General features: G+C 69.5%; 17 protein-coding genes. 6 read left to right on the top strand and 11 right to left on the bottom strand.

Annotation, left to right across the window (positions count from 1 at the left end):
• Positions 1-78: 78 nt before the first annotated feature.
• A complete protein-coding gene (locus QHF89_RS29390) occupies positions 79-4,050 on the bottom strand; it encodes a protein kinase domain-containing protein (protein WP_284721076.1) in 3,972 nt (1,323 codons plus the stop codon).
• A gap of 446 nt (positions 4,051-4,496) precedes the next feature.
• On the opposite strand from QHF89_RS29390, the gene QHF89_RS29395 reads away from it, so the two are divergent.
• From QHF89_RS29395 to QHF89_RS29405, 3 genes are all read left to right on the top strand, one after another.
• Positions 4,497-5,645, top strand: a complete 1,149-nt coding sequence (locus tag QHF89_RS29395; protein ID WP_136970045.1) for an iron-containing redox enzyme family protein — start codon at positions 4,497-4,499, stop codon at positions 5,643-5,645.
• Positions 5,646-5,793: 148 nt separating this feature from the next.
• On the top strand, positions 5,794-6,387 hold the full coding sequence (locus QHF89_RS29400) for a glutathione S-transferase family protein (protein ID WP_136936179.1): 594 nt from the start codon (positions 5,794-5,796) through the stop codon (positions 6,385-6,387).
• Between the two features lie 40 nt (positions 6,388-6,427).
• Positions 6,428-9,901, top strand: coding sequence for an ATP-binding protein (locus QHF89_RS29405; RefSeq protein WP_136970046.1), 3,474 nt, complete (start codon positions 6,428-6,430; stop codon positions 9,899-9,901).
• 24 nt (positions 9,902-9,925) lie between these two features.
• Here the strand turns inward: QHF89_RS29405 and QHF89_RS29410 are convergent, their stop codons facing one another.
• The gene (locus QHF89_RS29410) at positions 9,926-10,747 is read right to left on the bottom strand and encodes a TetR/AcrR family transcriptional regulator (RefSeq protein WP_284721077.1); all 822 of its coding nucleotides are present in this window, start codon (positions 10,745-10,747) and stop codon (positions 9,926-9,928) included.
• Between the two features lie 70 nt (positions 10,748-10,817).
• Between QHF89_RS29410 and QHF89_RS29415 the strand changes: the two genes are divergently transcribed.
• Positions 10,818-11,213, top strand: coding sequence for a VOC family protein (locus QHF89_RS29415; protein WP_136970047.1), 396 nt, complete (start codon positions 10,818-10,820; stop codon positions 11,211-11,213).
• A gap of 9 nt (positions 11,214-11,222) precedes the next feature.
• Here the strand turns inward: QHF89_RS29415 and QHF89_RS29420 are convergent, their stop codons facing one another.
• Both QHF89_RS29420 and QHF89_RS29425 read right to left on the bottom strand, forming a co-directional pair.
• Positions 11,223-11,783: a hypothetical protein gene (locus QHF89_RS29420; RefSeq protein WP_136970048.1), complete on the bottom strand. Its 561-nt coding sequence runs from the start codon at positions 11,781-11,783 to the stop codon at positions 11,223-11,225.
• A gap of 38 nt (positions 11,784-11,821) precedes the next feature.
• Positions 11,822-12,688 carry a LysR family transcriptional regulator gene (locus tag QHF89_RS29425; protein ID WP_136970049.1) on the bottom strand — a complete coding sequence of 289 codons (867 nt, stop codon included), beginning with the start codon at positions 12,686-12,688 and terminating at the stop codon, positions 11,822-11,824.
• A 76-nt stretch (positions 12,689-12,764) separates the two neighbouring features.
• Between QHF89_RS29425 and QHF89_RS29430 the strand changes: the two genes are divergently transcribed.
• Positions 12,765-13,367: an RNA 2'-phosphotransferase gene (locus QHF89_RS29430; RefSeq protein ID WP_136970050.1), complete on the top strand. Its 603-nt coding sequence runs from the start codon at positions 12,765-12,767 to the stop codon at positions 13,365-13,367.
• Here the strand turns inward: QHF89_RS29430 and QHF89_RS29435 are convergent, their stop codons facing one another.
• The 6 genes from QHF89_RS29435 to QHF89_RS29460 form a co-directional block, all read right to left on the bottom strand.
• A complete protein-coding gene (locus QHF89_RS29435) occupies positions 13,368-14,780 on the bottom strand; it encodes a hypothetical protein (RefSeq protein ID WP_136970051.1) in 1,413 nt (470 codons plus the stop codon).
• Between the two features lie 11 nt (positions 14,781-14,791).
• Positions 14,792-15,769 carry a multiheme c-type cytochrome gene (locus QHF89_RS29440; RefSeq protein ID WP_284721078.1) on the bottom strand — a complete coding sequence of 326 codons (978 nt, stop codon included), beginning with the start codon at positions 15,767-15,769 and terminating at the stop codon, positions 14,792-14,794.
• Between the two features lie 595 nt (positions 15,770-16,364).
• A complete protein-coding gene (locus tag QHF89_RS29445) occupies positions 16,365-17,492 on the bottom strand; it encodes an RtcB family protein (RefSeq protein ID WP_136970053.1) in 1,128 nt (375 codons plus the stop codon).
• Positions 17,489-17,872, bottom strand: a complete 384-nt coding sequence (locus tag QHF89_RS29450; RefSeq protein WP_136970054.1) for a ribosome-binding factor A — start codon at positions 17,870-17,872, stop codon at positions 17,489-17,491. Before QHF89_RS29450 ends, QHF89_RS29445 begins: the two co-directional genes overlap by 4 nt.
• A 1,006-nt stretch (positions 17,873-18,878) precedes the next feature.
• Complete coding sequence (locus tag QHF89_RS29455; protein ID WP_136970055.1) at positions 18,879-20,150, bottom strand: efflux RND transporter periplasmic adaptor subunit; 1,272 nt, start codon at positions 20,148-20,150, stop codon at positions 18,879-18,881.
• Positions 20,147-23,317: an efflux RND transporter permease subunit gene (locus QHF89_RS29460; RefSeq protein ID WP_136970056.1), complete on the bottom strand. Its 3,171-nt coding sequence runs from the start codon at positions 23,315-23,317 to the stop codon at positions 20,147-20,149. The genes QHF89_RS29455 and QHF89_RS29460 overlap by 4 nt, the downstream gene beginning before the upstream one ends.
• A 128-nt stretch (positions 23,318-23,445) precedes the next feature.
• On the opposite strand from QHF89_RS29460, the gene QHF89_RS29465 reads away from it, so the two are divergent.
• Positions 23,446-24,342 carry a LysR family transcriptional regulator gene (locus tag QHF89_RS29465; RefSeq protein ID WP_136970057.1) on the top strand — a complete coding sequence of 299 codons (897 nt, stop codon included), beginning with the start codon at positions 23,446-23,448 and terminating at the stop codon, positions 24,340-24,342.
• Here QHF89_RS29465 and QHF89_RS29470 read toward each other — a convergent pair.
• Positions 24,339-25,886 (bottom strand): alkaline phosphatase D family protein, encoded by a 1,548-nt coding sequence (locus tag QHF89_RS29470; protein ID WP_136970058.1) that lies wholly within the window; start codon positions 25,884-25,886, stop codon positions 24,339-24,341. The two genes, QHF89_RS29465 and QHF89_RS29470, sit on opposite strands and share 4 nt — an antisense overlap.
• Positions 25,887-25,911 lie beyond the last annotated feature (25 nt).

Here is a 25,911-nt window from a genome sequence, read left to right on the forward strand (position 1 = left end):
GCCCCGCGCATGCATGGGCCCGGCGCTCGGGCGACCTCGGACGTGTCCGCGCGGCTCGGGAGGGGCGTCGTGGGACGTCTAGCGTTCGGCCCATTCTCGTTCGAGCTCCCGCAGGCGCTCGTGCTCGGGGATCGCGGCATGAAGCGCTCGCATCGCCGGGTCCTCGATCCTTTCGAGCCGCCATTCGAGCCGGCGAATCGCCTGCGCGATCGCCTCGCGGGCGGCGGGCATGTCCCCGGTCGCGGCGCGCGCCTCGGCCATCGCGAGGCGCAGGGGAATTTCTGCATACCCGGCGCTGCCGCCTTCGGCCTCCATCCGGCCCGCGACCTCCTCCGCGACGCGGCGTGCTTCGTCCGGGCGCCCTTCGCGGAGCCAGGCGACGATGAGCGTCCTCTCGATTTGCGGTCGCCAGCAACGGACGTTTTGCAGGATCGAGAGGGCCTTCTCCGCGGTCTCGCGGGCCTCCACGACGCGCCCCTCGGCCAAAAAGAGCCGCGCGAGCGCGCCGTACGAGGCCGCGACCGTGTCTTCCATCGCGCCCTGCTCGAGGAGCAGCCTGGCGAGGCCCTCGATTTCCGTCCGCCGCTCCGGGGCGCATCGCTCGGCGAGGACGAGCATTCGATAAAAACGTGCCGTGGACACGAGGAACATGTCGTTCCTGCGGAGGGCGCTCTCCAGAACCTCGTGGATCGCTCGCTCCGCCGCGGCTTCGTCCCCGAGCGCCGCGAGCGTCGCGCTGAACAGGCACAACGCCATGCCCCACCAGTTCGAGGAGCACGCCGCCGCATATTGCTCGACGCAGGCACGCAAGGACGTGTGGGTCGCCCCGAGATCCCCCTCGATGAGGAACGAGAAAATCGCCCGCGCCTGGTGGATGTGGCCCCCCGCGAGCAGCTCCCCCTCCGGCAGGCGCGGCGCGAGCGCCTCCAGCCGCGAGAGCAGCCGCGCCGTGGGCGCGCGGCTCCCCAGCATGCCGAGCGCGGACGTCGTCGCCGCGAGGAGCAGGAGGCACGAGGCGACCGCATCCGGCGCGGGCGCGAGGTCCTGGAGGACACGGACGAGCATGGCCATCTCGTCCCGCAGGTTCATGTTCACCGCGATCAAGAGGAAGGACGCCGCCGCCTGGTTCCAGGCGACGCTCCCGACAGGCAGGAGCGAGAGCGCTTCTTTGCCCAGGCGAATGCCCGTTTCCCAGTCGAGGCGCCAGATACAAGCCTCGAACTCGAGCGCGAGGAGTTTTCCCCGGACCTCGCCGGAGGCGCCGCACTGGAGGCCACGCTCGGCGCGGATTCCCATCCCGGCGATATCGTCCTGCTGATACGATTGCTGCGCCGCGCGGAGGTAATGGGCGGCGGCCCGCGCGAGGTCCCCGCCTGCGCGGGCGTGCTCGGCGAGCACCATCGGATCCGCCTCGCCGATCTGCTCCAGATAGGCGCACGAGAGCCGATGCCCGAGCGCCCGATCCGCGTCGGTCAAGAGTCCATACGCGGCGTCGCGCAGGAGCACGTGGCGGAACCCGTATTCCGTTTCGCCGGAAAACCGACTTTGCGTGCGACGCTCGAGGATCTCGGCATGAACCAGCTCTTCGATCCGCTCGTCCGTCGACGCGGCGTCACGTGTGCGTCCGAGGAGCGTGAGCAGGCCGCCGCGCCAGAAGGTTTGTCCGAAGATGCTCGCCGCGGAGAGCGCGCGGCGGGAGGCCGGTTCGAGGCACGAGAGCCTGGCCTGGAGCATCGCCAGCACCGTCTCCGGCTGCCCCTCCGCTTTGCCGTCGGCGGCGGCGCGGATGAGCTCCTCGAGGAACAACGCATTGCCCGCGGCCTGCTCGACGATCCGCTTGACCGAGGCCGCGGGCACCTCGGGGCCGAGCACGGCCTTGACCAGCTCGCCGGCCGCGGCGTCGCGCAGCCCGCCGAGCCGCACGCGGTGCACGATGCGCCCCTCCCATAACCGCGGGAACACCTCGACCACCTCGGGACGGCCGAACGCCAGCACGAAAAAAGGCAACTCGCGTCGCTCCACGAGGGCCGCGTCGACGAGCTTCACCGTCGCGGGGTCTCCCCAGTGGAGATCCTCGAGCACCAGGAGGACGGGCGTTTGCGCGCATTCGGCGGCGAGGAGATCCAGGAAGGCCCGCTGGATCTGTTCGTTCATGATCTTCGGGTCCCGAAAGGCCGCGCGGAGCAGGGCGCTCGGCTCTTCCACCGCGACGCCGCACATCGTGGCCAGGAATTCGCTCACCCGCCGCCGCTCTGCGGGCGCCACGGCGAGCCCGATGCGCTGGCGGATCTTTTCCTCTTTTCGAGCCGGCGTATCCCCGACCTCGACCTCGCAAAGCCCTCGCAAAGCCTCGCCGAGCACCCCATAAGGAGACCCCGCGCTGAGCGGCGCGCCGCTCCCGACGAGCACCAGGAGCGCGAGCGGGCGCGCCTGCAGTCTTCGCAAGAGCTCATGCCGCAAACGGGATTTTCCCATGCCGGGCGGCGCGAACACGAGCGCCCCCGCCGGCTCGGCGTGCTCCATGGATCCCTCGATCGCCGCAATGAGCAAGGCGAGCTCCCGCTCGCGGCCGACACAAGGGGTCGGCCGGCCGAGCAGGAGGCGTGAGGCGTCGACCAGGGCGGCGTGCTCTTCGCGCAGGAGCGGCGTATCCGCGGTGAACGTGATGCCGAAACGAGGCTCGATCAGCTTGGCGGAGAGCTCGTCGAGAAAAATGCCAGGTTGTGTGGTCACGGGAGGGGCGGTCTCCACGGCCTCCAGAGGCATTTCGCTGTCGCGCGGGGCGAGCAGGGAAAAGGCGCGCTCGATCGCCTCGCCGACGAGGACCTTTTCTTTCATCACCCCGCGGCCCGTGGTGAGGGCAATGCGGGCCGTGGGCCAGCCCGCTTGGACGGCGAGCGCGCAACGCGCGGCCTGCGCGGCCTGATCCACGGCGCTCTGCGCGGGCGTGACGACGACGACGAGCGCGCCGCTCGCCAGCCATTCGACGCGCCCGCCGAGGCGAAGGAGGCGCGCGCGCAGGGCTTCCCGGATCGAGACCCACGCGGTCCGCGTGAAGACGGTGTCCTCGTCGCCGGACGGCAACTCCTCGCCCGGAACCGCGACGACGACGGAGAGCAATTGCAAGGCGTCGCCGCTGAGCGCTGGGGGGGCGGAGGGGTCCACGCGCCCTGCCTCCACGGCGACGTCGTCCGCGAGGCGCGCCGCGAGGACCGCAAGCTCGTCGCGCAGCGCCGCGGCGTCGGGGGGGCGCCGCGACGGGTCCTTTTCGAGCATCCGCGCGACGATCGAGGCGAGCGCGCGCGGCGTGCCGGGCCGGAGCACCTCGACGCTGGGGACCTCCTCGAAAAGGACCTTGGCGAGCATCACGAGCGCGCTTGGCGCGGAAAACGGGGGTTTTCCGGTCAACGCGTGGAAGGCGACGCAGCCGAGCGCGAAGACGTCCGCATTCGGCCGGAGATCCTCCTCGCCGCGGGCTTGTTCGGGGGCCATGTAGCCGGGCGTCCCGAGGAGGGCGCCGGGGCGCGTCAGGGCCGTGGCCGAGAGGGCGCTCCGCGCAATGCCGAAATCGAGCAACGTGACGCGATCGATGCGGCCGTCCCGCAGGAACAGGTTGCTCGGCTTGATGTCGCGGTGGAGGATCCCTTTTTGATGGGCCGCGGCGAGCGCGTCCGCGACCCTGAGGAGCAAGGTCACGCAATCGTGCAGCTCGAGCGGCCCCTCGGCGAGGCGTTTGCCGAGGTCCTGCCCGGAGAGCCATTCGAGGGCGAGATACGGCCGCCCGTCCTCGGCCTTGCCGTGGGCGAGATACGAGACGATTCCCGGATGCCCGAGCTGGGACAGGATCCGCGCCTCGCGGTCGAACCGCGCGGCCGGCTCGAAGCCGCCGTCCGTCGAATGCAGGAGCTTGAGGGCGACCACGCCGCCGGTGCTGATGTCGCGGGCGCGAAAGACCTCACCCATCCCGCCCTTTCCTGCGAGTTCTTCGAGGTAAAAGCGTTCGGCGACGACCGTCCCCGGGCGCGCGCCCTCGCGGCGGGATCGGCTCATGGGCGCCCCCATGGATGGATCCCGTCCTTCCTAAGAAGAAATTTCACGATGGATCTCTATCCCCCCCACAATGTGCTCATTACCCCAGCACCCGCCAGGCCGTCAGCGATTTTCCTCGCTCGGTTCGCATTTCTTTCGCGGTCCGGGGAGTCATATTTCTGACGGATTGACCTCTCGGGCTTTTTTTGTCAGAATCGAGGGCGAGGCGCGCTCGCCGCGGAGGCGTCGATGCCGCACAAGGCATGTAACGTCATGCGGGGGACGCGGGGCGGCGTGCCGGTGTCCGGACATGCGCCGGGCGCTCCGTGAGCGGGGCCTGACATTTCAATGGATGCCGTGCGGAAGACCGCACGAATGTGTCATTGACCTGGCGCCAAGGCCGTGTTTTCTTTCATTCCCTACCTTCAACGGTCGACTCGAAAGCTGGAAAAGCTAGGAGCGACGCCATGTCCATTCTTCTTCATCGCGTTTCCGACGTTACGCTTTCGGAGATCACCGCGGGCGCTTCGGTGCTCGACGGCGCCGAGGCGTTGAGCCGCGTCTATGATTTCGGCAAGCACCCGTACTTTTCATGGATGCGGGCACCCACGACACGACTCGAGGAGTTCCGCCGGAGCCAGGCCCCTTACGTACATTACGTGGAGCATTTTTCACGCGCATTGACAGCGGTGCTCGCGCGCGTGCCCGCCATCGACCGGCGCCTCGCCACCGTCTATGAGAACGTGGCGGAGGAGCACGGGCACGGGGACATCGAGAGCACGCATCGCGGCACGTTCGCGGGGTACCTGCGCGCCATTGGCCTCCGTGAAGAGGAGGAGGCGCGGGAGTGCCCGATCCGCATCGCCGTCGCCTACCAGTCCCTGCTCGACTTTTGCCTCGTGAATCCCGCCGAGATGGGCGCCGCGGCCACGGGCATCGTGGAGTATACCCACATCAAGATTTCCACCCTGCTCGCACGAAACATCCACGAACGATTCTGGGGGGACCTCGACGCCCAGCGCCATTACCGGCTGCACGCGGAGATCGACGCCGATCACGCCGTCTCCCTGTTCGCGCTTTGCGCAGATGGCTGGAAAAATCCCGTGTCGGCGCGCAGCATTGCCTATGCGATGGCCTACGGGGTCCACCTGTGGTGGTCGTTGTTCGATGCGATGTGCCCCGCCGAAATCCTCCTCCCGTCCGCGACCGACGGCATTCGCCCGCTGATCGATGGAGGCGGCGCCCGGGAGTCCCTCGCGGCCGCGTCCGGCGACCGCAGACCCTGCAATTTGACCGTACGAATGCGTCACGACGGAGGGGCGTGGCAGGCCGGGCGGGCGACGTCCCTCGGGCCGTTTGGCCTGGTCCTCGGCGGGGTTCGCCCGCCGCCGCTCGACGCCGCGATCGAGGTATCGATCGACGGGCTTTTCAGCGCCTCGCTCCCGATCCCCGGGCGCGTGCGCTCGCCGGCCGGCGAACAGGGCGGTTTTTGCGTCGAGTTCGTGCTCGACAGTGACGCGCAACGCGCCGAGGTGCGAAACGCCGTGCGCGCGCTCCTCGTTTCCGAGCGCACGATGACGCACGGCAGCGGCGACGATTCCCTCCACGTAGTTTGACTGCGCCCGCACGTCGGCGCGATACTCCGGCGCGCGCCGTGAGCGCACCTCCTCGCCCGAGCCCGCCGTTTTGCAGGGGCGCGGGTGAAACCGCGGCCTCTCGTGACGTCACGGAAACCGCGCTTCGCCGGGAAAGACGCCGACCGTTATGAAGCTTTATTCGCATCCGCTGTCCGGGAATAGCCACAAGGTGCGCCTCATGCTCTCGATGTTGCGCATCGAGCACGAGGAGATCGTGGTGGACCTCCTGAAAGGCGAGCACAAGACGCCCTCGTTCCTCGCGATGAACCCGCTCGGCCAGGTCCCCGTGCTCGTCGACGGCGAGGAGACGCTGCGGGATTCGCAGGCCATCCTGGTGTATCTCGCGCGGAAGTACGGGGGCGAGGCGTGGCTGCCCTCGGATCCGGCCGGGATGGCCCGCGTCGTGCAGTGGCTTTCGTTCGCCGCGAACGAGGTCCACCACGGCCCGTTCCTCGCGCGTCTGCATTTCCTCCTCGGCGTCCAGCTCGATCTCGGCCTCGCCCAGGACCGGAGCCGCGCGGCCCTCGATATCCTCGACGCCCACCTCGCCCGGCGCGCGTGGCTCGAGCTCGATCGGCCGACCATCGCCGACCTCGCCGTCTTCCCCTACGTCGGCCTCGTCCGGGAAGGCAAGGTCATGCTCGACGACTATCGCAACATCCTCGCCTGGATCGAGCGTATCCATACCCTACCCGGATACGTGGCGATGCCGGGCCTTTGATTTTCGCGCGGCGTGCTCGTGGCAAAGCGGTGATCGACGCGTGACGTTCCAGTTACCCGACAAACGGTACGGGCGCGAGGCCGAGGTATGGGCCCTGCTCCGCGCTTTCGAGCGCGCCGCGACCGGGGTGAGCGAAATCGTGCTCGTCTCGGGCTGGGCCGGCGCAGGGAAATCGACGCTCGTCGAGGAGCTCGGCCCCTCGCTCGTTGCCCGCCGCGGGCACCTCGTCGCCGGCAAATTCGACCAATACAACCGCACGGTCCCCTTCGCCACGCTCCTGCGCGCGCTCGACGATCTCGCGCAGCGCGTCCTCGGCGACGGCGAGGGGGACGATACGGCCGAATGGCAAGAGCGCCTCTACGACGCGCTCGGCGAGGGCACGGCCGTCCTCGTCGAGACGCTCCCGAGCGCGCGGTCGGTGATCGGGGCGCAATCCTCGCCTTCGCCCACGAGCTCGTCGTCCTCGGCGAGCGCGGCCGAATCGCAGGCCCGCCTCGAGCACGCGCTCCTGCGATTCCTCTCGGTGTTCGCGCGGCCCGAGCATCCGCTCGTCCTGTTCCTCGACGACCTGCAATGGGCCGACGACGCGTCGCTGCGTTTCCTTCGTGCCGTCGCGGGGGATCCCAGCATTCGCAACACCCTGCTGATCGGCGCGTATCGTGATCAAGAGGTGGGGCCGGAGCACCCGGTCACCGAGGCGAAGGTCGCGCTCCGGCAGCGCGGCGCGCGCCTCGAAGAGATCGACCTTCCGCCCCTCGGGCCCGAACACCTGGAGGCGATGATCGCCGACGCGCTCGCGACGACCGCAGGGCCGGAGATCCAGGCGCTCGCGGCCGAGGTGCACCGGCGCACCCGCGGAAACCCGTTTTTCGCACGGGAGTTTCTCCGGTTCCTCGTTCAGGAAGGGTTCCTCGCGGAGGGCGCGGGCCCCGGGGCGTTCGTCTGGGATCTCGCGCAGATCCGGACGGCCCCATTGCCCGAGGACGAGGTCACCCTGATCGTCCGGGAAATGCGCAAGCTCCCGGCCGAGACACAGGCGACGCTGCAGATCGCCGCCTGCGTCGGCGCGCTTTTCGACGTGCACGATCTCGCGGCAGCGCGCGGCACCCCGGCCTCCGAGGCCCTCGCATCCCTCGCGGCGGCGATGGGGAAGGACCTCGTCATGCCCGTCGAGGCACGCAGGCGGGGCGACGCCGCGGACAGCGCGCCGATCCGGTTTCGTTTCCGGTTCCTGCACGACCGCGTACGCCAGGCCGCCTATGAGCTCATCGGCGAGGAGGATTTGCCGCGGATCCGGCTCCTCGTCGGGCGCCGCCTTTATGCCGACGCGCGCGCCCGCGACGTCATCGACGAAAAGCTCTTCGAATTCGTCGAGCACCTGAACGCCGGCGCCTCGCTGCTCACCGACGCCGCCGAGCGTGACGAGCTCGCCCGGCTCGACCTCGCCGCCGGCGCGCGCGCGAAGGCCCGGACGGCCTACGATGCCGCTGCCCGTTATTATGGTACAGGCGCGGCGCTCGCGCTTTCCGGCGCGGATCCGGCGCTCCTCTTCGCGCTCCACCTCGGCCGGGCCGAATGCGCCTACCTGCGCGGCCAGCTCGACGAAGCCGAGGCGCTCCTCGTCGCCTTGCCGGTCCCGCCGCAGACGAGCCCCGAAAAGGCCGCCGCGTGCCGGGTCCGCATGGCCGTCCGCACGACGCGCGGGCAGGCCGCCTCTGCCATTGATGTGGGGCTCGACGCCCTCGCGGCGCTCGGCCTCGACATCCCACGGGACGAGGCGACGGCCAAGATCCTCGCGGAGCAGGAGCACGCCCGGGTGCGCGAGCGGCTTTCGGCGCGGGGGCTCGAAGCGCTGGCCGAGGGCGCACCGCTCGAAGACCCGGACCAACGGGCCAAGCTCGAGATCCTCACGAACCTGCTCGCGCCGGCGAACCTCGTGCGGCCCGCGCTCTTCAGTCTTTGCGCGGCGATCCAGGCGAACATCTCGCTCGAATGCGGCCACGCCGACGAATCCATTTACGGGTACATGCTCTACGGCATGCACCTCGCCACGTCGCTCGGCCGTTATGCCGAGGCGGGGGCGTTCGGCAAGCTCGCGCTTCGGCTCGACGAGCGGCGCGGCAGCGCGGGCGAGCCTTGCCGCTTGAACTTCGTCTACGGCTCGTACGCCCATTTCCTCGAGCCCATCCCCGAAGTGCTCGGTTATCTCCGGAAAGCCTACCGCACGGGGCTCGCGACGGGCGATTACATCTATCTCTCGTACGCGTGCAGCCACATCGTGCTCCTGCGCCTCGCCCTCGGGGATCCGCTGAAGGACGTCGATGAAGAGGCCGAGCGGCTCCTCGCTTTGATGGAGCGGACCAAGGTCGCCTCGTCGATCGCGGTGCAGACGCTGGTGCGGCGGATCCTCGCGGCGCTCGCGGGGCGCACGCTCGACGTGCGCTCGCTCTCCGGGGACGGCTTCGACGAGGACACGTTCGTCGCCTCCCTGCGCGAGCGGGGCGTGCATTTCGCGCTCTCGTGGTACCGCGCGGCGCGCATCACGCTGGCCTTCCTGAACGGCGACGACGAGGACGCGCTCGTGATCGCCGGCGAAGGCGGGGAGGGGGCGTGGTTTTATTTCGCGACGGATGCCGTGTACCTGACCGCGCTCGCGGCCGCCCGCCTCTGCGCCGAAGGGGCGAGCCCAGCCGAGGCGCGGTACGCGACGTTCGAGCGAAACGCCACGCGTATCGCCGGCTGGGCGCAGGCCTGCCCCGCGAACTTCGCCCACAAGGAGCTCCTCCTCGCCGCCGAGCGCGCGCGGATCGCGGGAGATCACGCCGCGGCCGGCCCGCTCTACGAACGCGCCGTCGAGGCCGCCGAGGCGTCGGGGCTCACGCCCCACGTCGCGATCGCCTACGAGCGGGCCGCGACATTTTTCCGCGACCGGGGCGACGAGGCGCGCGCGCGGAGCCACGTGCATGGCGCGCTCGACGCCTTCGCACGCTGGGGCGCGGACGCGCTCGCCGAGCGCTTGCGCCAGGAGCACGCGGATCTGCTGCTCCACGAGGTGATCACGGAGAGCGAGGCGGAGGCGCGTGGGCGGCCGGTCGTGGTCGTGCCGTTCGCGCTCGGCGCGCTCGTCGCCGAGGTGGTGCTGGCCGTGGCGCCGGCCTTCGAGCGGACGCGCGACGCGCTCCAGGTCGAGCAACCGGACGAGCTCGGGTTCATGGAGACGGACGAGCCGAAGGTGCGCTGGCTCCTGCTCTGCGTCTTCGGCGGCCGGGCCTTGCGCCCGCGCCCCGGGAGCGTGTCGTTCCGGGTGTTTCAAGGGCGCGAGGGGCGCCTCGGGGACGTGCCCTGGGCCGGCTTCGAGGTGACGGACACGGACGACGCGATGGACGTCGTGTCGATGGAGGACGTCGCCTCGGTTTGCCGGCAGCTCGGGGGATACCTCACGGTCGAGCGTGGGGACTTCGGCGTTCGCGCCACGATCGTGATCCCGATGTTCCTCGTGGGCCCCGAGGGCTGACCCGGACGCCGCGGAGGCGCCCGCTCATCGCGCCTTCTTGGTTCGCTCGACGAGCCGACCGAGCCCGTCGAGGACCCGGTCCATGCCAAACCGGTACGCCGCGTCGGCCTGGTACGCGCCGCCCTGGGCCGCGCCTGCGGCCTCGCCGATGCGCGTCGCCCGCGGGAACGTTTGGGGGTCCACGACCCGGCCGAGCAGCTCCGCCTGGGCTTCCCACCACGCCGCGTCGGTCATGGCCGTGGCCTCGGGCAGCACGGCGGCGTCGGCGGCGCTGCGCGCGTTCGCCTGCACGAACCCGAGGACAAACGTGAGCGCCGCATCGACCTCCACGTCGGAGAGCCCCAGGCCGTCGAACGCCGAAAGCTCGTACTCGTACTTCGTGATCACGCCCGGACCGAGCGGCGGGCGGCTCGTGGACGCGTGGATCAGCCACGGATGCTTGGCGTAGAGGGCCCGGTTCTGGTTCGCGACGGCCGTCACCCGATCCCGCCAGCCGAGCTCGCCCCACGCCGGCCGGCCTTCGCCGAGGTACACCACGTCGATCATCAGCTCGAGCAGCTCCGTTTTTCCTCCGGGCACGTACGTGTAGACCGACATCGGCGACGCGCCCAAGGCCTGCGCCACCGAGCGCACCGTGACCGCGTCGAGCCCCTGTTCGTCGGCGATCGTGACGGCCGCCTCGACGACCCGATCCACCGTGAGCGACGGCCGCGGCCCTCGCGTCCGCGAAGGCGAGAGGGTGTGCCGCCACAGGAGCGAGAGCGTGCGCGCGGGATCCGGGTTCGCGGGTTTGTTCGGCGGCATGAAATCGGTCTCCGTCCCCTTGACCGGAACACCGTCCGACATACTCTGTACAATGTACGTAGTTGCCGTCCACCGTCACGAGGGGCCTCCCCCAGGATCGAGGAACACACGCATGCAAGCAACCACCGCGTCGGCGATTTCGCTCAACGTCAGGGATGTCGAGGCTTCGCGGGACTTCTTTGCCCGGCACATGGGGTTTTCCGCGGGGATGGCGGCGGACGGCTTCGTCTCGATGAAGCGCGAGGACGTCGGCTACCACCTCATCTTCCTGCGCCAAGGGCTCGCCTCGCTCCAGCCCGAGACGCTGAAGCACGCGCACGCCGGCGGCTTGATCCTGGCGTTCGTCGTGGGCGACGTGGACGCCGAGGAGGCGCGGCTGCGCGCCGAGGGCGTGCCCATCACGACGCCGCTCCAGACCGAGCCCTGGGGCGAGCGGTTTTTCCAGGTCACGGACCCGAACGGGCTCCTCGTGCAGTTCGTCCAGTGGATGACGCCGCCCGAGGCGTAACGGCCGCGCTCAAGGCAAGACGGTCACCACGACCCGCGACGAGAGCCCGCCGAAGCGCGCGAGCACCTGGCCCTCGCCCTCGTCGAAGGCCACCGCATACCCTGCGTTTTCCGGCGCGCAGGCCGCCTCCGCCCCTGTGCACGGCGGTGGCCTGCGAGGCCCGAGCGCGCCCGTGAACGACCAAGCGATGGGCGCGCGGCCGAACGAGAGGCGTTGCCCCGCGTCATCGAACGCCTGGAGCTCCATCACGAGCAGAGCGCCGCGCTTGGCGGCCTGGGTCGTGTCGACGTGGACGCGGCTCGGGCGGCGCACGTCGAGCACGACGACGCCCTGCGCGCAGGGGATCCGCACGCGGCCCGGGTCGACGGCCTCGTAGGTCTGCCCCGCGGGGTCGAAATGGATCGGCGCGCTCGGCCGGGCCTCGGCGACGCGGCAAGCGCCGCGGGCCGTGGGCACCTCGTCCCGCGCGCCCACGGCCACGAAATATACGGTCTCCGGCGGCTTGGCGCAGCCAGCGAGCGCGCCGAGCATCGGCAGGAGGAAGACGGTGCGGAGCGGGGCGCGGGGCATGAAGCGCGCGCGAGTATCGCTCGATCGGGACCCCAGGATCAACGTCGCGCCGCCGTGAGCAGGCGCCGCCACACGCGCTCGGTGCCGCCTTCGAGCGGGGCGTCGGCGAGGCGGATCGCGGCGTAGGTTTGGCTCGGCAACCCTGCGATCGGGCGCCCGACGAGGCCGGGCGGCAGGCGGCAGAAGTCGTTGACGACCGCGAGCCCGGCGCCGAGGCGCGCGAAGCGCAACGTGAGCGGCCAGCCGCGCACCTCGACGGCCACGTCCCAGCGCACGCCCGCGGCCCGGAGCGCCTCGTCGAGCGCCACGCGTTGCGGCTGGCCCTCGGGCGGCACGACGAGGGCGGCGCCTTCGAGATCGGCAAGCTCCACGCGTTCCTTGGCGGCGAGCGCGTGGCCCTCGGGCACCACGAGCATCTGCCCGACCACGGCGAGCGGCTCCACCACGATCCGGGGCGGCCGTGTCTCCAGCGGGAGCACGCCCACGTGCGCCTCGCCCGTGCGCACGGCCGCGAGCGTGCCCGCCGCGTCACGCACGAGCAGCGACAGCGGCGTGCGCGCATCCCGCACCGAGCGCTGCACGGCCTCGCCGAGGAGGTAGAGATACGCCCCTTCGCCCGCACAAAGCACCACACGCGCGCGTGGCCCTCCGGCGCGCAGGCCCTCGACGAACTCGACCTGCTGCGCCAGCGTTCGTCGTGCATACGCCGCGACCCGCTCGCCGGCATCCGTGAGCACGAGCGCGCGGCCGACGCGGCGGTAGAGCGGCGTGCCTACGCTCTCCGCGAGCTTCTGCACCTGCGCGTGGAGCGCGGGCTGCGAGAGGCCGAGGGAGCGGGCGGCGTGGGTGAAGTTCTTGTGTTCGGCGAAGGCGGCGAAGGCGCGAAGCCACGAGGTCTCGAGCATGACTATCCGAAAGGAGGATAGCTCATCCGAAAAGACGACTTCCGCCGATGGCTCGGTTCGCTACCCTCGGGGCCTCATGAACACTGTAGAGCTTAGCAAGACCCTCTCTTGGCTCCTCCGCCACGGGGCGCGTGAGGCCGGCGTATCGATGGATGCGGCCGGCTGGGTGCCCGTGCCCGAGGTGCTCCGTTACCTCCGCATCAGCCGCGCGGCCCTCGACGAGGTGGTCGCGACGAACAACAAGAGCCGCCTCCAGCTCGTCGGCGAGCGTGTGCGCGCGAGCCAGGGGCATTCAACCGAGAACATGCCCGTCACGATCGAGGCGCTGGAGGCCTCGTGGCGCCCCTACACGGAAGGCGGGAGCCTCTGGCACGGGACGACCGTCGAGGCGACGGCCCCCATTGCGCGGGAAGGCCTCTCGCCGCAGAAGCGCACGCACGTGCACCTGGCCCCGAGCCTCGAAAGCAAAGTCGGGAAACGCTCGGCGACCCCGGTCATGCTAGAAATATCGGCCGAGCGATTGCGCGACGCGGGGCAGGGCGTGTGGGAGGCGCAAAATGGCGTCGTGCTCGTGCGCCACGTCCCTGCGACGTGCATCGTGGACCTCGTCTGCACGACCCACGCGGCGCGGAAGGCCGAGGCCAGCGTTCGAGCGCGGTTCGGCTTTCGCCGGTCGTGATCACTTTCGCTTCGGCTTCAGGGGGATCCCGCGTGTTTTTTTCGGCGCGTAACAAAGGAGCTTGGGATCCTCGTCCTTCATCGTGGCCAACAGGTGCGCGACGACGGCCTCGCCTTGCTCCTTGCTCTTCACCGTGATGCCGAGGCGCCGCGCTCCTTCGAAAAACTCCACGAGGCCGAGGTCCGCGGCGCCCTCGAACGTGGAGAGCGCCTTTTGCGTGGTGGGGAACGTGAAGTCGGGGGCGTTTTGCGGCGCGACGTCGTAGAGGTACACGAACGGCGTCGGGCAGCCGTCCTCGAAGGCGACGCTCTTCGTCTCGCGGAGCTTCAAGACGGTCATGCCCGCGGACGCCCACAACGTGTCCTTTTCAAGGGCCATCGTGTCGAAGCTCGTCGGCCAGGCAAGGTGCGCGATGGGCGTCCATTGACCGTCGTCGAATCTGTGAATCGTTCTGCCGTCGCTCGCGTGGAGCTGTCCGTTCGAGGAGACGAAGACGTCCTCGAACGGTTTGTCGAGGCGCGGCAGCGGTTCGAACGTGCCGCCTCGGAAGCGCAGGATGGGGTTCTTTTTGCCCGCATACAGGAACAGATCGTCCCCGTTGCCCCGGAGGAGCTCGGACCTCGTGTCGATCTCTTTGATCCAGCCGCCGAGGTCGACGAGTCGCGACGTGCCGGGTTTGTCCCATACCTCCGCCGTGGGGCCCCTTTTCTCGCAGAGCATGCCCATGGTCACGAGCGTGCCCGTCGACGTAGCGGCCAAGGTACTGGGGACGACGGCGGGCAGGACACCCTGGTGGCCGAGGAAGCGAAACTCTTCGTCCTTCCTGCAGCCGGCCGCCTCGAAGGAGGTGAACTTGTAAACGACCCCAGGGCCGCGCGCCGTCTTGACGTGGAACCCCGGCTCATAGTCCATCGCGATGACCACCGTCGACGCGCCCGCGGCGGTCACGCCGGAGATCCTCCCGGGAGAGCCGCCGTCGCCCACGCGGAAGTGCACGCCTTTGCCGGTCAGCGGGAAATACGCGGGCTGGGGCGCGCGCCCCTCGTTGCTGTCGTAAACGACGTCGACGGCGTCGGGGAATCGGCCGTGCACGGAGACGATGTGGCTGCCTCCGAGGTGCTTGTTGTCATCGACGATCTTGCCGACCCATTCGATGCGCTCGCCGTCCACGATCCGGCCCACGCGCAGACCCTCCACCACGGCGAGCCCGCCCTCGATGCCGAACAAAAGCTCGGGGTGCGTCCCCTCGGGCGCGAACGGCTCGGCGGCGAGCGTGGGGAGGACCTTCGGCGCGGGAGGGCGCTCTGCCACGGGGTTCGTCGCGGCGCTCGCCGAGCTCTGCGGCGCCTCCTTTTGGGGCGCGGGCGGGGTCGATCGGTTGCAGGCCATCGACGACGTGGAAAGCAGGCTCAACAAAAGAGCGGTTATTTGACGTCCCACGGAATCTCCCCCGAATGCAGCAGGACCTCGGACTCGATCTTCGCGTCGGCCGGGTTCGTCCCGGTCCCGACGGTGGCGACACGCTGATAACGCACCCACCAGGAGAGGGTCCCGCGCAGCGGCGCCCCGGAGGGAGGCGTGAGGTCCAGGTCAACGACCCTCGGATCCCGGCCCACGCGGTCGTCCGCGGCGAGGTGCCGGCCGGGTTGCCCCGGGATGACGTGAAAATGCCGCGCGAGGTGCCGGACCTCGCGGCGGACGACGGTCCCGCGCTCGTTTTTCAGCTCGCAGCCGACTTCGAGGCGGCGAAACAGGTCCCCCGTGGGAAAATCATGCCCCGGCGCAGGCTGGACGAGCGTGACGCGGAAGGTATCGTCCTCGGCGCGTTCGGCCTTCACGTGCAGGTTGTTTCGCAACCAGGCGGGATCACGGACCTCGGCGAACGCATGCGAGCGGCGGCCCGAGACGCGCGGCATGTGGCAATCGGCGCACGCCTTCCCAGCCGCAGGCGAGCGCATGTGCTCGCGCGCCGTGGTCTGCATGAACTGGCCGTCGTCATCGCCCCTGCCCATCGGGAAACGGAATTCATGACAACCCGTGCAACCGCCGGTCTGGCTGAAGGCCGTCGAGCGGCGCAAAGGGTGCGGCGCGCGGGGCGTGTCGTCGCCGGGAGCGGCCGCAGCCAAGACAAAACCTTCTTCCGTGACGTGGCAAGTCACGCAGCCGACGCCGAGCTCGCTCACGGCCTTGGGCGGATCGATCCGAGGATCCCCCTCCGGCGCGTGGCAGCCGCGGCAAAAAGCCGTGGGCTCGATGACGAACGCCTTGCGATAAGCCGGATTGAGGTTCGATTGCTGATGATGCGAGCCCTGCCATTGCTTGGCCTCATCGGCATGGCACGCGACGCACGTCGCATTGAGCGTCACGGCCGCATCGAGCCGCTTGCGATAAGGGCGAGGCATGGGGACCGTCGCCAAAGCAGGCACGTCCGCCGCTGGCGCGACGTCCGCCGGGGCAGGCTCGGACGAGGCGAGAGCCGGAGGCGCCGGCACGGATGTCGCTTGCCCATCCGAGAGGACGTCCTCACGGATGCACCCAGCGAGGAGGCAAAAGGACATCCGCAGGGAAAGGCGCAGCATGGGAACGGCCGAGGTCGCTCCGTGACATATCACCTTTCCCGTGGTGCGGGAACCGTGCTGGCAGGCGCCTCGCCGGGGTTTCACCCCGGGCCCCGACCAGGGGTTGTCCACCCCTGGACCCGGACCAGCGAGGCGCTGGACCCGGGGTCGATGAACTGCGCGATGCGCAGTTCATCGAACAGCCGGTGGCAAGACCGGCGACGACCCCGCTCACCAGGGCCACAGCGCCGCAGGTTCAACCGGCGGCGTGCCCGTCGCCGGCTTGAAACCCACCTTCATGGTCTTGCCACCGGCCCGTTGGAAGAACTGCGCACCGCGCAGTTCTTCCAGCCTCGGTCCAGGCCGTGCCTGGTCCGGGTCGAGGGGCGGACAGCCCCCGCGGGGTCCGGGGCAGCGCCCCGGCGAGACGCCCCTCGGCTCACGCTGCCTTGTACACGAGCACCGGCTGGAGCCTGCGCACGATGCGGACGAGCTCCCGCTGCGCGCGCATCACCGCGGAGATGTCCTTGTATGCGCTCGGCGCTTCCTCGCGCAGCCGATCGGCGATGCGGTGGTCGAACCAGACGCCTTCGGCTTCGCGGAGGAGCTGCCGCTGCCCGATGCGCTTGCGCGCCTCGGAACGTGAGAGCGCTCGGCCGGCGCCGTGCGCTGATGAATCGAGCGCCTCGGGGTGGCCGCGGCCTTCGACGTGGAAGCTCTCGCTTCCCATCGAGCCGGGGACCACGCCGGGCTTGCCGGCCGGCAGGCCCATCGCGCCTTTTCGATGGACCCAGAGGTCACGCCCGCCGTGCGCTTCGCGCCGCACGTGGTTGTGGTCGACCTCCACACGCGAGCTCGGATCGGCCTCGATGCCGAAGAGCTCGCCGAAGAGGCCGATGGCTGCTTCGATCATGCGCGCCCGGCTCGCCCTCGCATACTGGGCGGCCCATTCCGCGGCGGCGAGGTAGGCCCGGCCGGCCTCGCTGTCCGCTTCGAGAAATGCGAGCCCGGAGGGATCCCGCTCCGCGCGCCCCTCGAAATGGTGCCGGATGGCCGGACCCATCGCGCGGGATCCCGAATGCACGAGAAGCCAGAGCGCCTCCTCGTCGTCGCGCTGCACCTCTAGAAAATGGTTTCCCCGGCCGAGCGTGCCGAACTCTAGCCGGCCCTCGCGCCGCTTCAGGGATTCGAGCGCGCCGTCGCCGATCGGCGCCTCCCGAAGCTCGTCCGGCAGCTCCGGCGCTGCTGCGGCCGGGTGCAGGACGTGCGGAATGTGCTGGTAAAACCCCGAAAGCAGCCGCGCCGCCCGGTCGCGATCCGCGAGCAGGTCCGCGTCTGCCCGGAGCCGCACGGCCACCATTCCGCAGCCGATGTCGCCTCCCACGGCGGCCGGCAAGATCCGCTGCGTCGTGGCCGTCACCGTGCCCACGCAGACCTCCTCGGCGACGTGCGCGTCCGGCATGACTGCGACGTGCACGACATCGAAGGTCCGCGTGAGCCTCGCGAGTGCCGCGCGAAGCTCGGCGCTTGTTCCGTCGGGGAGGAACGTCGCGACGTGTGCGGTCACGAAATACCTCCCGTCTCCGGCGGCAGCACGCGGAAGGTCAAGGTCGGCACGCGTTTCCGCGTGATCGCGCTCGCTACCTCCGCGCGTAGATACCCGGCCACGTTCTCCAGCCGCGCTGCCACTTCGTCTGGCGACGCGCCCCGCGGTGCCTGCACGATCACCGCGAGCCTCCCTGCGTCGGGGGCGGGCTCCACGTCGGCCACCCACACCTCGAGGAGGACGTCGTCCTCGATTCCGGCGAGCGCCTCGCTCACTGCTTCTTGCACCTGCCGGCAGAGCTGGCGCTCTTTGCGCTCGACCTTCCGGTCCTCCGCCGCTCCAAAAAAGGAATCTGCATCCCGAGCGGAGCCAGTGCGGCCCCGCGAACGATCTCTCGTCATTCCATGCTCCGACTGCGTGACGAACCCGTGCCTGCCGCGTTTGCTCGCGGCGCGCTTCGTTCGGTCCGGGTAGGAGCCTCGCCGGCGTCAGCGGGACGTCGGGGCGAGGCTCATCGTCGCAATCGGTCGCATGACGGGCCTCCTTCGGGAGCGCCAAGATGCACGAAGACCGGGAGAAAAGCAAGGGAGCCTGCGCGGGCGCTCCCATGTATTTCGACGCGTCCACCCACACGCCACGAAATGCGCCATGGCCGCCTCCTCGACGTATTCTTCACCCTCCAGCTCGCATGTTTGCCGCGCTGGGATGCGCTGGATGCCGAGCGCGAACGTACGCCGGTCGCGCGTGGCCTTCCCATTGCAGGCGGGACGCACGCGGGGCGGCGGGATCGCCGCCCGACGACGCGGGAGGCACGTCATGGCGCGTGGGTGGAAGCGCGGTGCGGTGACGCTCGGCATCTGGATGGGGTTGATCGGCGCGGCATTCGCGCAAAACGGAGCCGGCAGCGGCGCGGGGCAGAGCAGCGGGGCAGGGCAGGGGCAGGACGATATCGACAACCAGGGGACGCAACGCGGCCAGCCGCCCGGCACGCGCACCACCCCCTACGTCTGTCCGCCGGGCGATGAGCAACTGGGCGAGGGGTTGGCTTGCCCACCGGAGGGGATGCCCGGGTCGCCTCCCGGGCCGGGTGCGATACCTCCGCAGCCGGACACACAAGCGCCTCCCTCGGTCCCGAAAGCGCCTCCCCCGGTCCCGGACACGACTCCCCCGGGGGGATCGGCTCCCGGGAGCGGGGGATCGACGCCCGGGAGCGGGGGATCGACTTCCGGGAGCGGGGGATCGACTTCCGGGAGCGGGGGATCGACTCCTGGGACCGGGGGATCGGCTCCCGGGACCGGGGGATCGACTCCCGGGAGCGGGGGATCGACGCCCGGGACCGGGGGATCGACTTCTGGGGGGCAAAATGGCGCGCCCGGAGGCGGCGGCGGCCTCTAAACGGGCGGTTGGCTACTTCGGAGGGGGCGCGGGGAGCAAAATTTCGACCTTCGTCCCCTCGAGGAGCTGCACGTTCGCGAGCTTCACGATGCGCTCGGTCCCGTCGAGGCCGGTCGAGACGAGGATTGTCGCGCCCGTGTCGCGCTCGACCGTGATGGGCACGAAGCGGATCTTGTTCTCCGCGTCCACGACCGCCACGCGGAGCCCCTTCGCGTCGTTGTAGAGCGCGGTCGCAGGCACCTCGAGCACCCGGTGCGGCAAGGGCAGGGTGAGCGAGACCTCGGCATACATGCCCGAGAGGAGCTTGTTGTCCGGGTTCGGCACGCGCACCTCCGTGTTCATCGTGCGCGTCGCCGCTTCGAGCGCGCCCGAGGTGCGCGCGACCGTGCCCTCGAAGTTCTGCCCCGCGAACTCCCGCACGGAGACCATGGCCTTCGCGTTCGCCTTCACGCTCGGCGCGATGTCCTGCGGGACGCCCACGAAGACACGCACGGGGTCGGTCGCGGCGATGCGGAAGAGCGGCGTGCCGTTGCCCGACGAGACGAGCGCCCCCCGGTCGATCGACCGGGAGACGACCGTGCCCGCGAAGGGCGCGACGATCTTCGCGAACCCCTTCAGATCACGGATGCGCTGGATGTTCGCCGACGCCGACGTGATGGAGGCCTGCGCCACCGTCACGCTCGCCGCGTCAACCCGCGCTTGGCCCTGCCGCTGGTCGAGGTCCTCCTGCGAGGCCACGCCCGCGGGCACGAGTTTTTCGTACCGCGCGAGGTTCGACTTCGACAGATCACGGCTCGCCTCGGCCCGGAGCAGCGCGGCCCTGGCCTGCGTGAGCTCGGCGTTCGCCTGCGTGAGCTCCCGATCGAGCTCGGGCGTATCGATCTCGGCGAGGACCTGCCCCTCCGTGACCTTGTCGCCGATGTCGACGTTCCACTTGCGCACGTAGCCGTTCACGCGCGGGTAGACGACCGTCTCTTCGAGCGGCCGGATGCTGCCCGGCAGGACGAGCGAGCGATCACTCGACGTGGCCTTCGGCGTGAGGACCTCGACGCGCGGCGCCGTGGTCTCGGCCGCCTTCACGTCCGCTTCGAGCGCCGCACGGGCGTTCCGGCGGGGCAGGTAGGTCACGGCAAAGACACCCCCGAGCACGAGGGCGAGCGCCGTGCATGCGGCGATCACCTGCGTCCGGGAGAACGCCGCGGGCGGCGGCAAATCAAAACCGAGGTCGTCGGCTTTCGGGGTCGACGTGGGATCTTGGAGGGGATGCGACTCGTTGGGGCTCATAGCGACTCCGTCAGCGGATCCGTCATGGGCGCCTTCTTGCGGAGGATGCTGTACATCACCGGCACGAAGAAGAGCGTGGTTACCGTCGCGAGGAGGAGGCCGCCGATGACCGCGCGGCCGAGGGGTGCGTTCTGCTCGCCGCCTTCGCCGAGGCCCGTCGACATGGGGAGCATGCCGATGATCATGGCGAGCGCGGTCATGAGAACAGGCCGGAGGCGCGTCATGCCTGCGGCGAGGGCTGCTGACGTTGCGTCACGTCCGATCGCTCGTTGGTCGTTGGCGAAGGTGACGACGAGGATCGAGTTCGCCGTGGCGACGCCGACGCACATGATCGATCCCATGAGCGCGGGCACGCTCAGCGTGGTGCGCGTGAGGAAGAGCATCCACGCGATCCCCGCGATGGCGCCCGGCAGGGCCATCAGGATGACGAAGGGATCGAGCCACGACTGGAAGTTCACGACCATGAGCAGGTACACGAGCACGATCGCGAACAGGAGGCCGTAGCCGAGGCCGCGGAACGAGGAGTCCATGCTCTCGACCTGCCCCGTCACGGTGACCTTCGTCCCGCGCGGCAGCTCGCCTTTCATGCCGTCGACGAGCGTCGAGACGGCGCTCGCGACGGAGCCGAGGTCGGTGCCCTCGACGTTCGCCTGGACGTCGTAGGTCCGCGCCACGTTGTAGTGCGTGACGTTCACGGGCCCGGTGCCGCGCTGGACCTGCGCGACGTTCGAGAGGAGCTGAGGCCTCCCGTCGCCGGTCGAGAGCGGCGTCGCGTTGAGGGCGTCGACCGAGCCCACGGCGTACTGGGGCGTCTGCACGGCGACGAGATACTGCACGCCGCGTTTGTCGAGCCAGTAGCTCGGCGAGACCTGCCCGCTCGACGAGAGTGAGACCAGGATGTCGCTGGCGACGTCACGTTGCGTAAGGCCCATCTGGTCGGCCATCGTCCGGTCGACCTCGATGCGGAGCTGCGGCCGGCGCATGACCTGGGCGAGGTGGACGTCGACCGCGCCGGGGATCTGCTTCATGCGCGCGACGAGGTTCTCCGCGACGGCGTACGTGTCCTCCTCCTTGCCGATCGGCCCGACGACGCGGACGTTGATGGGGGCGGGGAGGCCGAAGTTCAGGACCTGCGTCGTGATGTCGGGCGGGAGGAAGAAGAAGGTGGAGTCGGGGTAACTCGCGTTGAGCTTCTCGCGGAGCTTCTGGACGTACGCCTCGGTCGGCGCGTGGCCCTTCTTCAGCGAGATCAGGATCTGCCCGTCGGCCGAGGAGATGAGCGCGCCCTCGCTCAGCGAGAGGTTGATGCCGCTCGCCGGGATGCCGATGTTGTCGAGCATCGTCTCGATCTCGCGCGCGGGGATCACCTCGCGGATCGTGTCCTCGATGCGGGCGAAGTGATGCTCGCTCTCTTCGAGGCGCGTGCCCGGCGCGCCGCGGACGTGCAGCTTGATGAGCCCCGCGTCGACGCGCGGGAAGAAGTCGCGTCCGAGGAGCGGGAAGAGCGAGACGGACGCGGCGACGAAGACGAGGAAGCCGCCCACGAACGCGACGCGATGCGCGAGCGCCCACGCGAGGAGCTTTCCATAGGACGTGCGCAGCCGATCGAAGGCGTGGTTGAACCGCACGAAGATGCGGCCGAACACGCTCTTCGGCGCCTCGTGATGACCGGGTGCGTGCTCCGCGGCCTCGCGCGCCAAGAGGAGCCGCACGAGCGTGGGCACGAGCGTTCGGGACAGGACGTACGACATGAGCATCGCGAAGACGACGGCCAGCGCGAGCGGGATGAAGAGCGACTTCGCCGCGCCCGTGATGAACGCGACCGGCACGAACACGATGCAGATGCACAGGGTGGAGACGAGCGCGGGGACCGCGATCTCCTGGGCGCCGTCGACGATCGCGCGGATGAACGTCTTCTTCTGGCCGAGGTTTCGGTGGATGTTCTCGATCGCGACCGTGGCGTCGTCGACGAGGATGCCGACGGCGAGCGCCATGCCGCCGAGCGTCATCGTGTTCAGCGTGTGGCCGAGGGCGTTCAGGATGATGATGGAGACCAGGATCGAGAGCGGGATCGAGAGCACGACGATGAGCGTGCTCCTCCAGCTCCCGAGGAAGAGCAGGATCATGAGCGCCGTCAGCACCGCGGCGATGAGCGCCTCGTGCACGACGCCCTCGACGGCCGCGCGCACGAAGAGCGATTGATCAAAGAGGAGCGTCGCCCGGAGGTCCTTGGGCAGCTTCTCCATCGTCCCCGGCAGCATCTCGCGGATGCGCCCGGCGACGTCGAGCGTGCTCGCGTTGCCGCCCTTCAGCATGGTCATGAGCACGCTGCGCTGGCCGCCGACGTGCACCATGCTTTGCTGCGGCGCATTGCCGTCACGGATGTTCGCGACGTCCCGCACGTAGATCGTCTTGCCGTCGACGGTCTTGAGCGGCAGGTTGCCGAGCTCCTCGAGCGCGGCGGGGCTCGAGTTCATGATGACGGGGTACTCATTTTCGCCCATCTTCGCCGAGCCGGCCGGCAGGATGACGTTTTGCAGTCCGATGACCGCGTTCACGTCGCGCGGCGACAGGCCCCACGCGTAGAGGCGCGCCGGATCGATGTCGACCATGATCTGGCGCTGCTTGCCGCCGTAGGGCCAGGGGATCTGCACGCCCTTGATGGTCGCGATGTCGGCGCGGATGAAGTTGACGCCGTAGTCGAAGAGCTGCTGCTCGCTCAGCGATTCGCTCTCCAGCGCGGCCTGCATGATCGGCACGTTGGAGGCGCTGTAGCGGATGACGAGCGGCGGCGTCATGCCCGGCGGCATCTGGCGGATCGCGACCTGCGAGGCCGCGGTGATCTGCGCCGTCGCGGCCTCGACGCTCGCGCCGGGCTGGAGGTACACTTTTACGATCGCGATGCCGGTGAGCGATTGGCTCTCGACGTGTTCGATGTCGTTGACGATGGTCGTGAGGAAGCGCTCGTAGTTGTTGACGACGCGCTTCTCCATCTCCTCGGGCGGCAGGCCGCCGTAGTTGAAGATCACGGAGATGACGGGGATGTCGATCTCCGGGAAGATGTCGGTCGGCATCCGGAGGATGGTGAACACCCCCGTGAGGACGATGAGCATCGACATCACGATGAAGGTGTATGGGCGCTTGAGCGCAGTGACGACGAGCCACATGTGCCACTCCCTGCGGCCCTCGGAAGACCTGCCCGGAAAAACGGGACGACCCGAGGGCCCGGGAAGCTTCCTGGGGTCGGTCGCCACGGTCCAATGCATTCCGGGGCATCGTCTGATACCCTGTGGGTATGGAACTGCGCCATCTGCGCTACTTCTTGACCGTCGCCGAGGAGAAACACTTCGGCCGCGCCGCGCGAAGGCTGCGGATGACACAGCCCCCGCTGAGCCGGCAGATCCAGGAGCTCGAGGCGGAGCTCGGGTTCGAGCTTTTCGACCGCGCGCGGAGGCAGGTGGAGCTGACGCCCGCCGGCGTGGTGTTCCTCGGTCGTATTCGTGGCCTCCTCGAAGGGCTCGATCAGGCCGTGCACGAGGCCCGGCGCGCGAGCGTCGGGGAGATCGGGCGGGTGGCCGTGGGCTACATCTCGTCGCTGGCCTACAGCGGCATCACCGACCTCTTGCGCGCCTTTCACGAGCGGTTCCCGAAGATCGAGATCGCCCTGCGGGAGATGTCGCCGCAGGCGCAGCTCGACGCCATCAAGGAACGCTCGATGGACGTGGGCCTCGTGCGTGGATTGGTCGACGACGCGTCGCTCGCCTCCGCGTGCGTGGGGCGGGATCCGCTGGTCGTGGTGCTGCCGGCCGGGCACCGGCTCGCCGAGCTCAAACGGATCCGGCTCGGGATGCTCGCGCACGAGCCGTTCGTCATCTTCCCGCGGCAACGGGGGCCGGCGTTTTTTGATCAGATCATGTCGCTTTGTCGCGACGCCGGGTTCACGCCGCGCATCGTGCAGGAGGCGCCGCAGCTCGACGACATCGTGAGCCTCGTCGCCGCGGGGTTCGGCGTGGCGATCATGCCCGGATCGATTCGCCGCGCCGGCCGCAAAGGCCTCGCCATCCGGCCCATCGTGGGCGCGCCACGCGCGACGCTTTACATCGTATGGCGCGCCGACGACACCGCCCCGGCGCTCCGGGAGTTCATCGGCTTCGTGCGGAGTACGTTCGTGAAGAAAAAGGCGGCCGATTAACGACGGACCGCGAGCGTCGGGAGCGCGATCGGCTGATCGAAGAGGACACGGCCCTTCTCGTCCTTGCAAACGAGCAGGATTTCGGAGCCCGCGCGATCGAGGTCGATGTCGATGAGGCCGTAATTGCAGCGGTCGACGACCTCGGCGACGAGGTAGCGATCCTTGCCGGCGATCGACTCCATCCACGGGTCGTTCGCGAGCGGGCTCGTGGTGAGCTCCCACCATTCGGGCCCGCGGCGGCCGTGCAAATAGCGGCCCTCCTGGTGGAAGAGGTTCGCCATGTGCAGGTCGCCGCTGACGAAGACGACGCCGCGGATGTCGCGCGCCTCGATTTCGCCGAGCAACCCTTCGAGCTCCTGGGGGGCGTCGCGGCGAAAGCATTCCCATTCCTTCGCGACCGCGGCGTCGGCCAGGACCTGCGTGGGCGAGGCGATGATCTTGACGGGCGCAGTGCTCCGAGCGAGGGATTCGACGAGCCAGACGAGCTGCGACTCGCCGAGCAAGGTATGCGCGGGCTGATTTCGGTACCAGCGGCTGTCGAGGAGGAAGAGCTCGGCGGGGCCCATGCGCACCGAGGAGAACACGCCGGCGGTCGCATTCGTGCCCCAGCGGGCATTCGCCCAGGAGCGGCGGAACGCGCGGAACGCCATGTCCTTGCCGGAGAACCGATTGTCGGCGTCGTTGGGGCCGAAATCGTGGTCGTCCCAGACCCCGACGGTCGGCAACGCCGCGACGAGGCGCCGGAACGAGGGATTGTTGCGGGCGCGGAGCTGGGCGAGCATCATGGCGTGCTCGCTCTGCCAGTCGAACGAATAATAATAGGTGTTGTCGCCGATCATCGCGAGGCAGGCCGGCGCGTCGCGCTCGATGGCCTCGAGGATGGGGAGATCGGTGTGATGGTAAAAGCAGAGGCACGAGCCGAACGCGATGCGCACGGCGCGCGTGTCGGGGGCCGGGGCGAGCGAGAGCGGTCGCGCGGGCGTTTTTCCGTGCGTGCTTTCGAGCCAGTACGTGTAGGGGACGCCGGGGCGTAGATCCTCGACGTGGAAGACCTGGCAGAGCCATTCGTTCCAGGCGGGCGTCCGGGTGATGCGGGAGACCTCGCCGTCGGACGTCGCGACCACGAGCGTGAGGGGCGAGGTGCAGCGGGCCTGGGCCCAGATCCACGCGCTATGCGGGGAGACCTCGCCGAGCATCGGGCCGGCGAGGAGGGGGCCCTCGGTGAGGCTGTTCCAGCCGCCGGGGAATCCGCCCCGATCCGCGGGCGCGAGCTCGAGCCGTACGCCGTTCCAGGGGCCACTGCCGCCTCCCTCCCAGGTGCCGCGGAACCCATTGGCGCCGCGATCGAATTCGAAGGAAAACGTCCCTTCGCTCGCATTGCCTTTCTGCACCCAGGTGCCGCGGAGCGAAGTCCCCTGGAGTGTGCCCACGACGGAGCCGTCCTGGTGGGTGTATCGGCCCGTCACCTTGTCGCCGCGCGCTTCGAGCCGCAGCGTGCCGAACGTGGTGGAATAGGATCCCGTGATGGGAAGCGGTGAATCCATAGGTCGTAAGCCCTCCCCTGTGCCG

The organism is Polyangium sorediatum (assembly GCF_029946465.1).
Taxonomy (GTDB): Bacteria; Myxococcota_A; Polyangia; order Polyangiales; family Polyangiaceae; genus Polyangium; species Polyangium fumosum.

Coding starts and splice junctions, on each gene's coding strand:
- QHF89_RS29460 (WP_136970056.1), bottom strand. CDS start 23,317: ATGTGGCTCGTCGTCACTGCGCTCAAGCGCCCATACACCTTCATCGTG.
- QHF89_RS29470 (WP_136970058.1), bottom strand. CDS start 25,886: ATGGATTCACCGCTTCCCATCACGGGATCCTATTCCACCACGTTCGGC.
- QHF89_RS29465 (WP_136970057.1), top strand. CDS start 23,446: ATGGAACTGCGCCATCTGCGCTACTTCTTGACCGTCGCCGAGGAGAAA.
- QHF89_RS29395 (WP_136970045.1), top strand. CDS start 4,497: ATGTCCATTCTTCTTCATCGCGTTTCCGACGTTACGCTTTCGGAGATC.
- QHF89_RS29450 (WP_136970054.1), bottom strand. CDS start 17,872: ATGACGAGAGATCGTTCGCGGGGCCGCACTGGCTCCGCTCGGGATGCA.
- QHF89_RS29420 (WP_136970048.1), bottom strand. CDS start 11,783: ATGCCCCGCGCCCCGCTCCGCACCGTCTTCCTCCTGCCGATGCTCGGC.
- QHF89_RS29455 (WP_136970055.1), bottom strand. CDS start 20,150: ATGAGCCCCAACGAGTCGCATCCCCTCCAAGATCCCACGTCGACCCCG.
- QHF89_RS29410 (WP_284721077.1), bottom strand. CDS start 10,747: ATGTCGGACGGTGTTCCGGTCAAGGGGACGGAGACCGATTTCATGCCG.
- QHF89_RS29415 (WP_136970047.1), top strand. CDS start 10,818: ATGCAAGCAACCACCGCGTCGGCGATTTCGCTCAACGTCAGGGATGTC.
- QHF89_RS29400 (WP_136936179.1), top strand. CDS start 5,794: ATGAAGCTTTATTCGCATCCGCTGTCCGGGAATAGCCACAAGGTGCGC.
- QHF89_RS29430 (WP_136970050.1), top strand. CDS start 12,765: ATGAACACTGTAGAGCTTAGCAAGACCCTCTCTTGGCTCCTCCGCCAC.
- QHF89_RS29390 (WP_284721076.1), bottom strand. CDS start 4,050: ATGAGCCGATCCCGCCGCGAGGGCGCGCGCCCGGGGACGGTCGTCGCC.
- QHF89_RS29440 (WP_284721078.1), bottom strand. CDS start 15,769: ATGCCTCGCCCTTATCGCAAGCGGCTCGATGCGGCCGTGACGCTCAAT.
- QHF89_RS29425 (WP_136970049.1), bottom strand. CDS start 12,688: ATGCTCGAGACCTCGTGGCTTCGCGCCTTCGCCGCCTTCGCCGAACAC.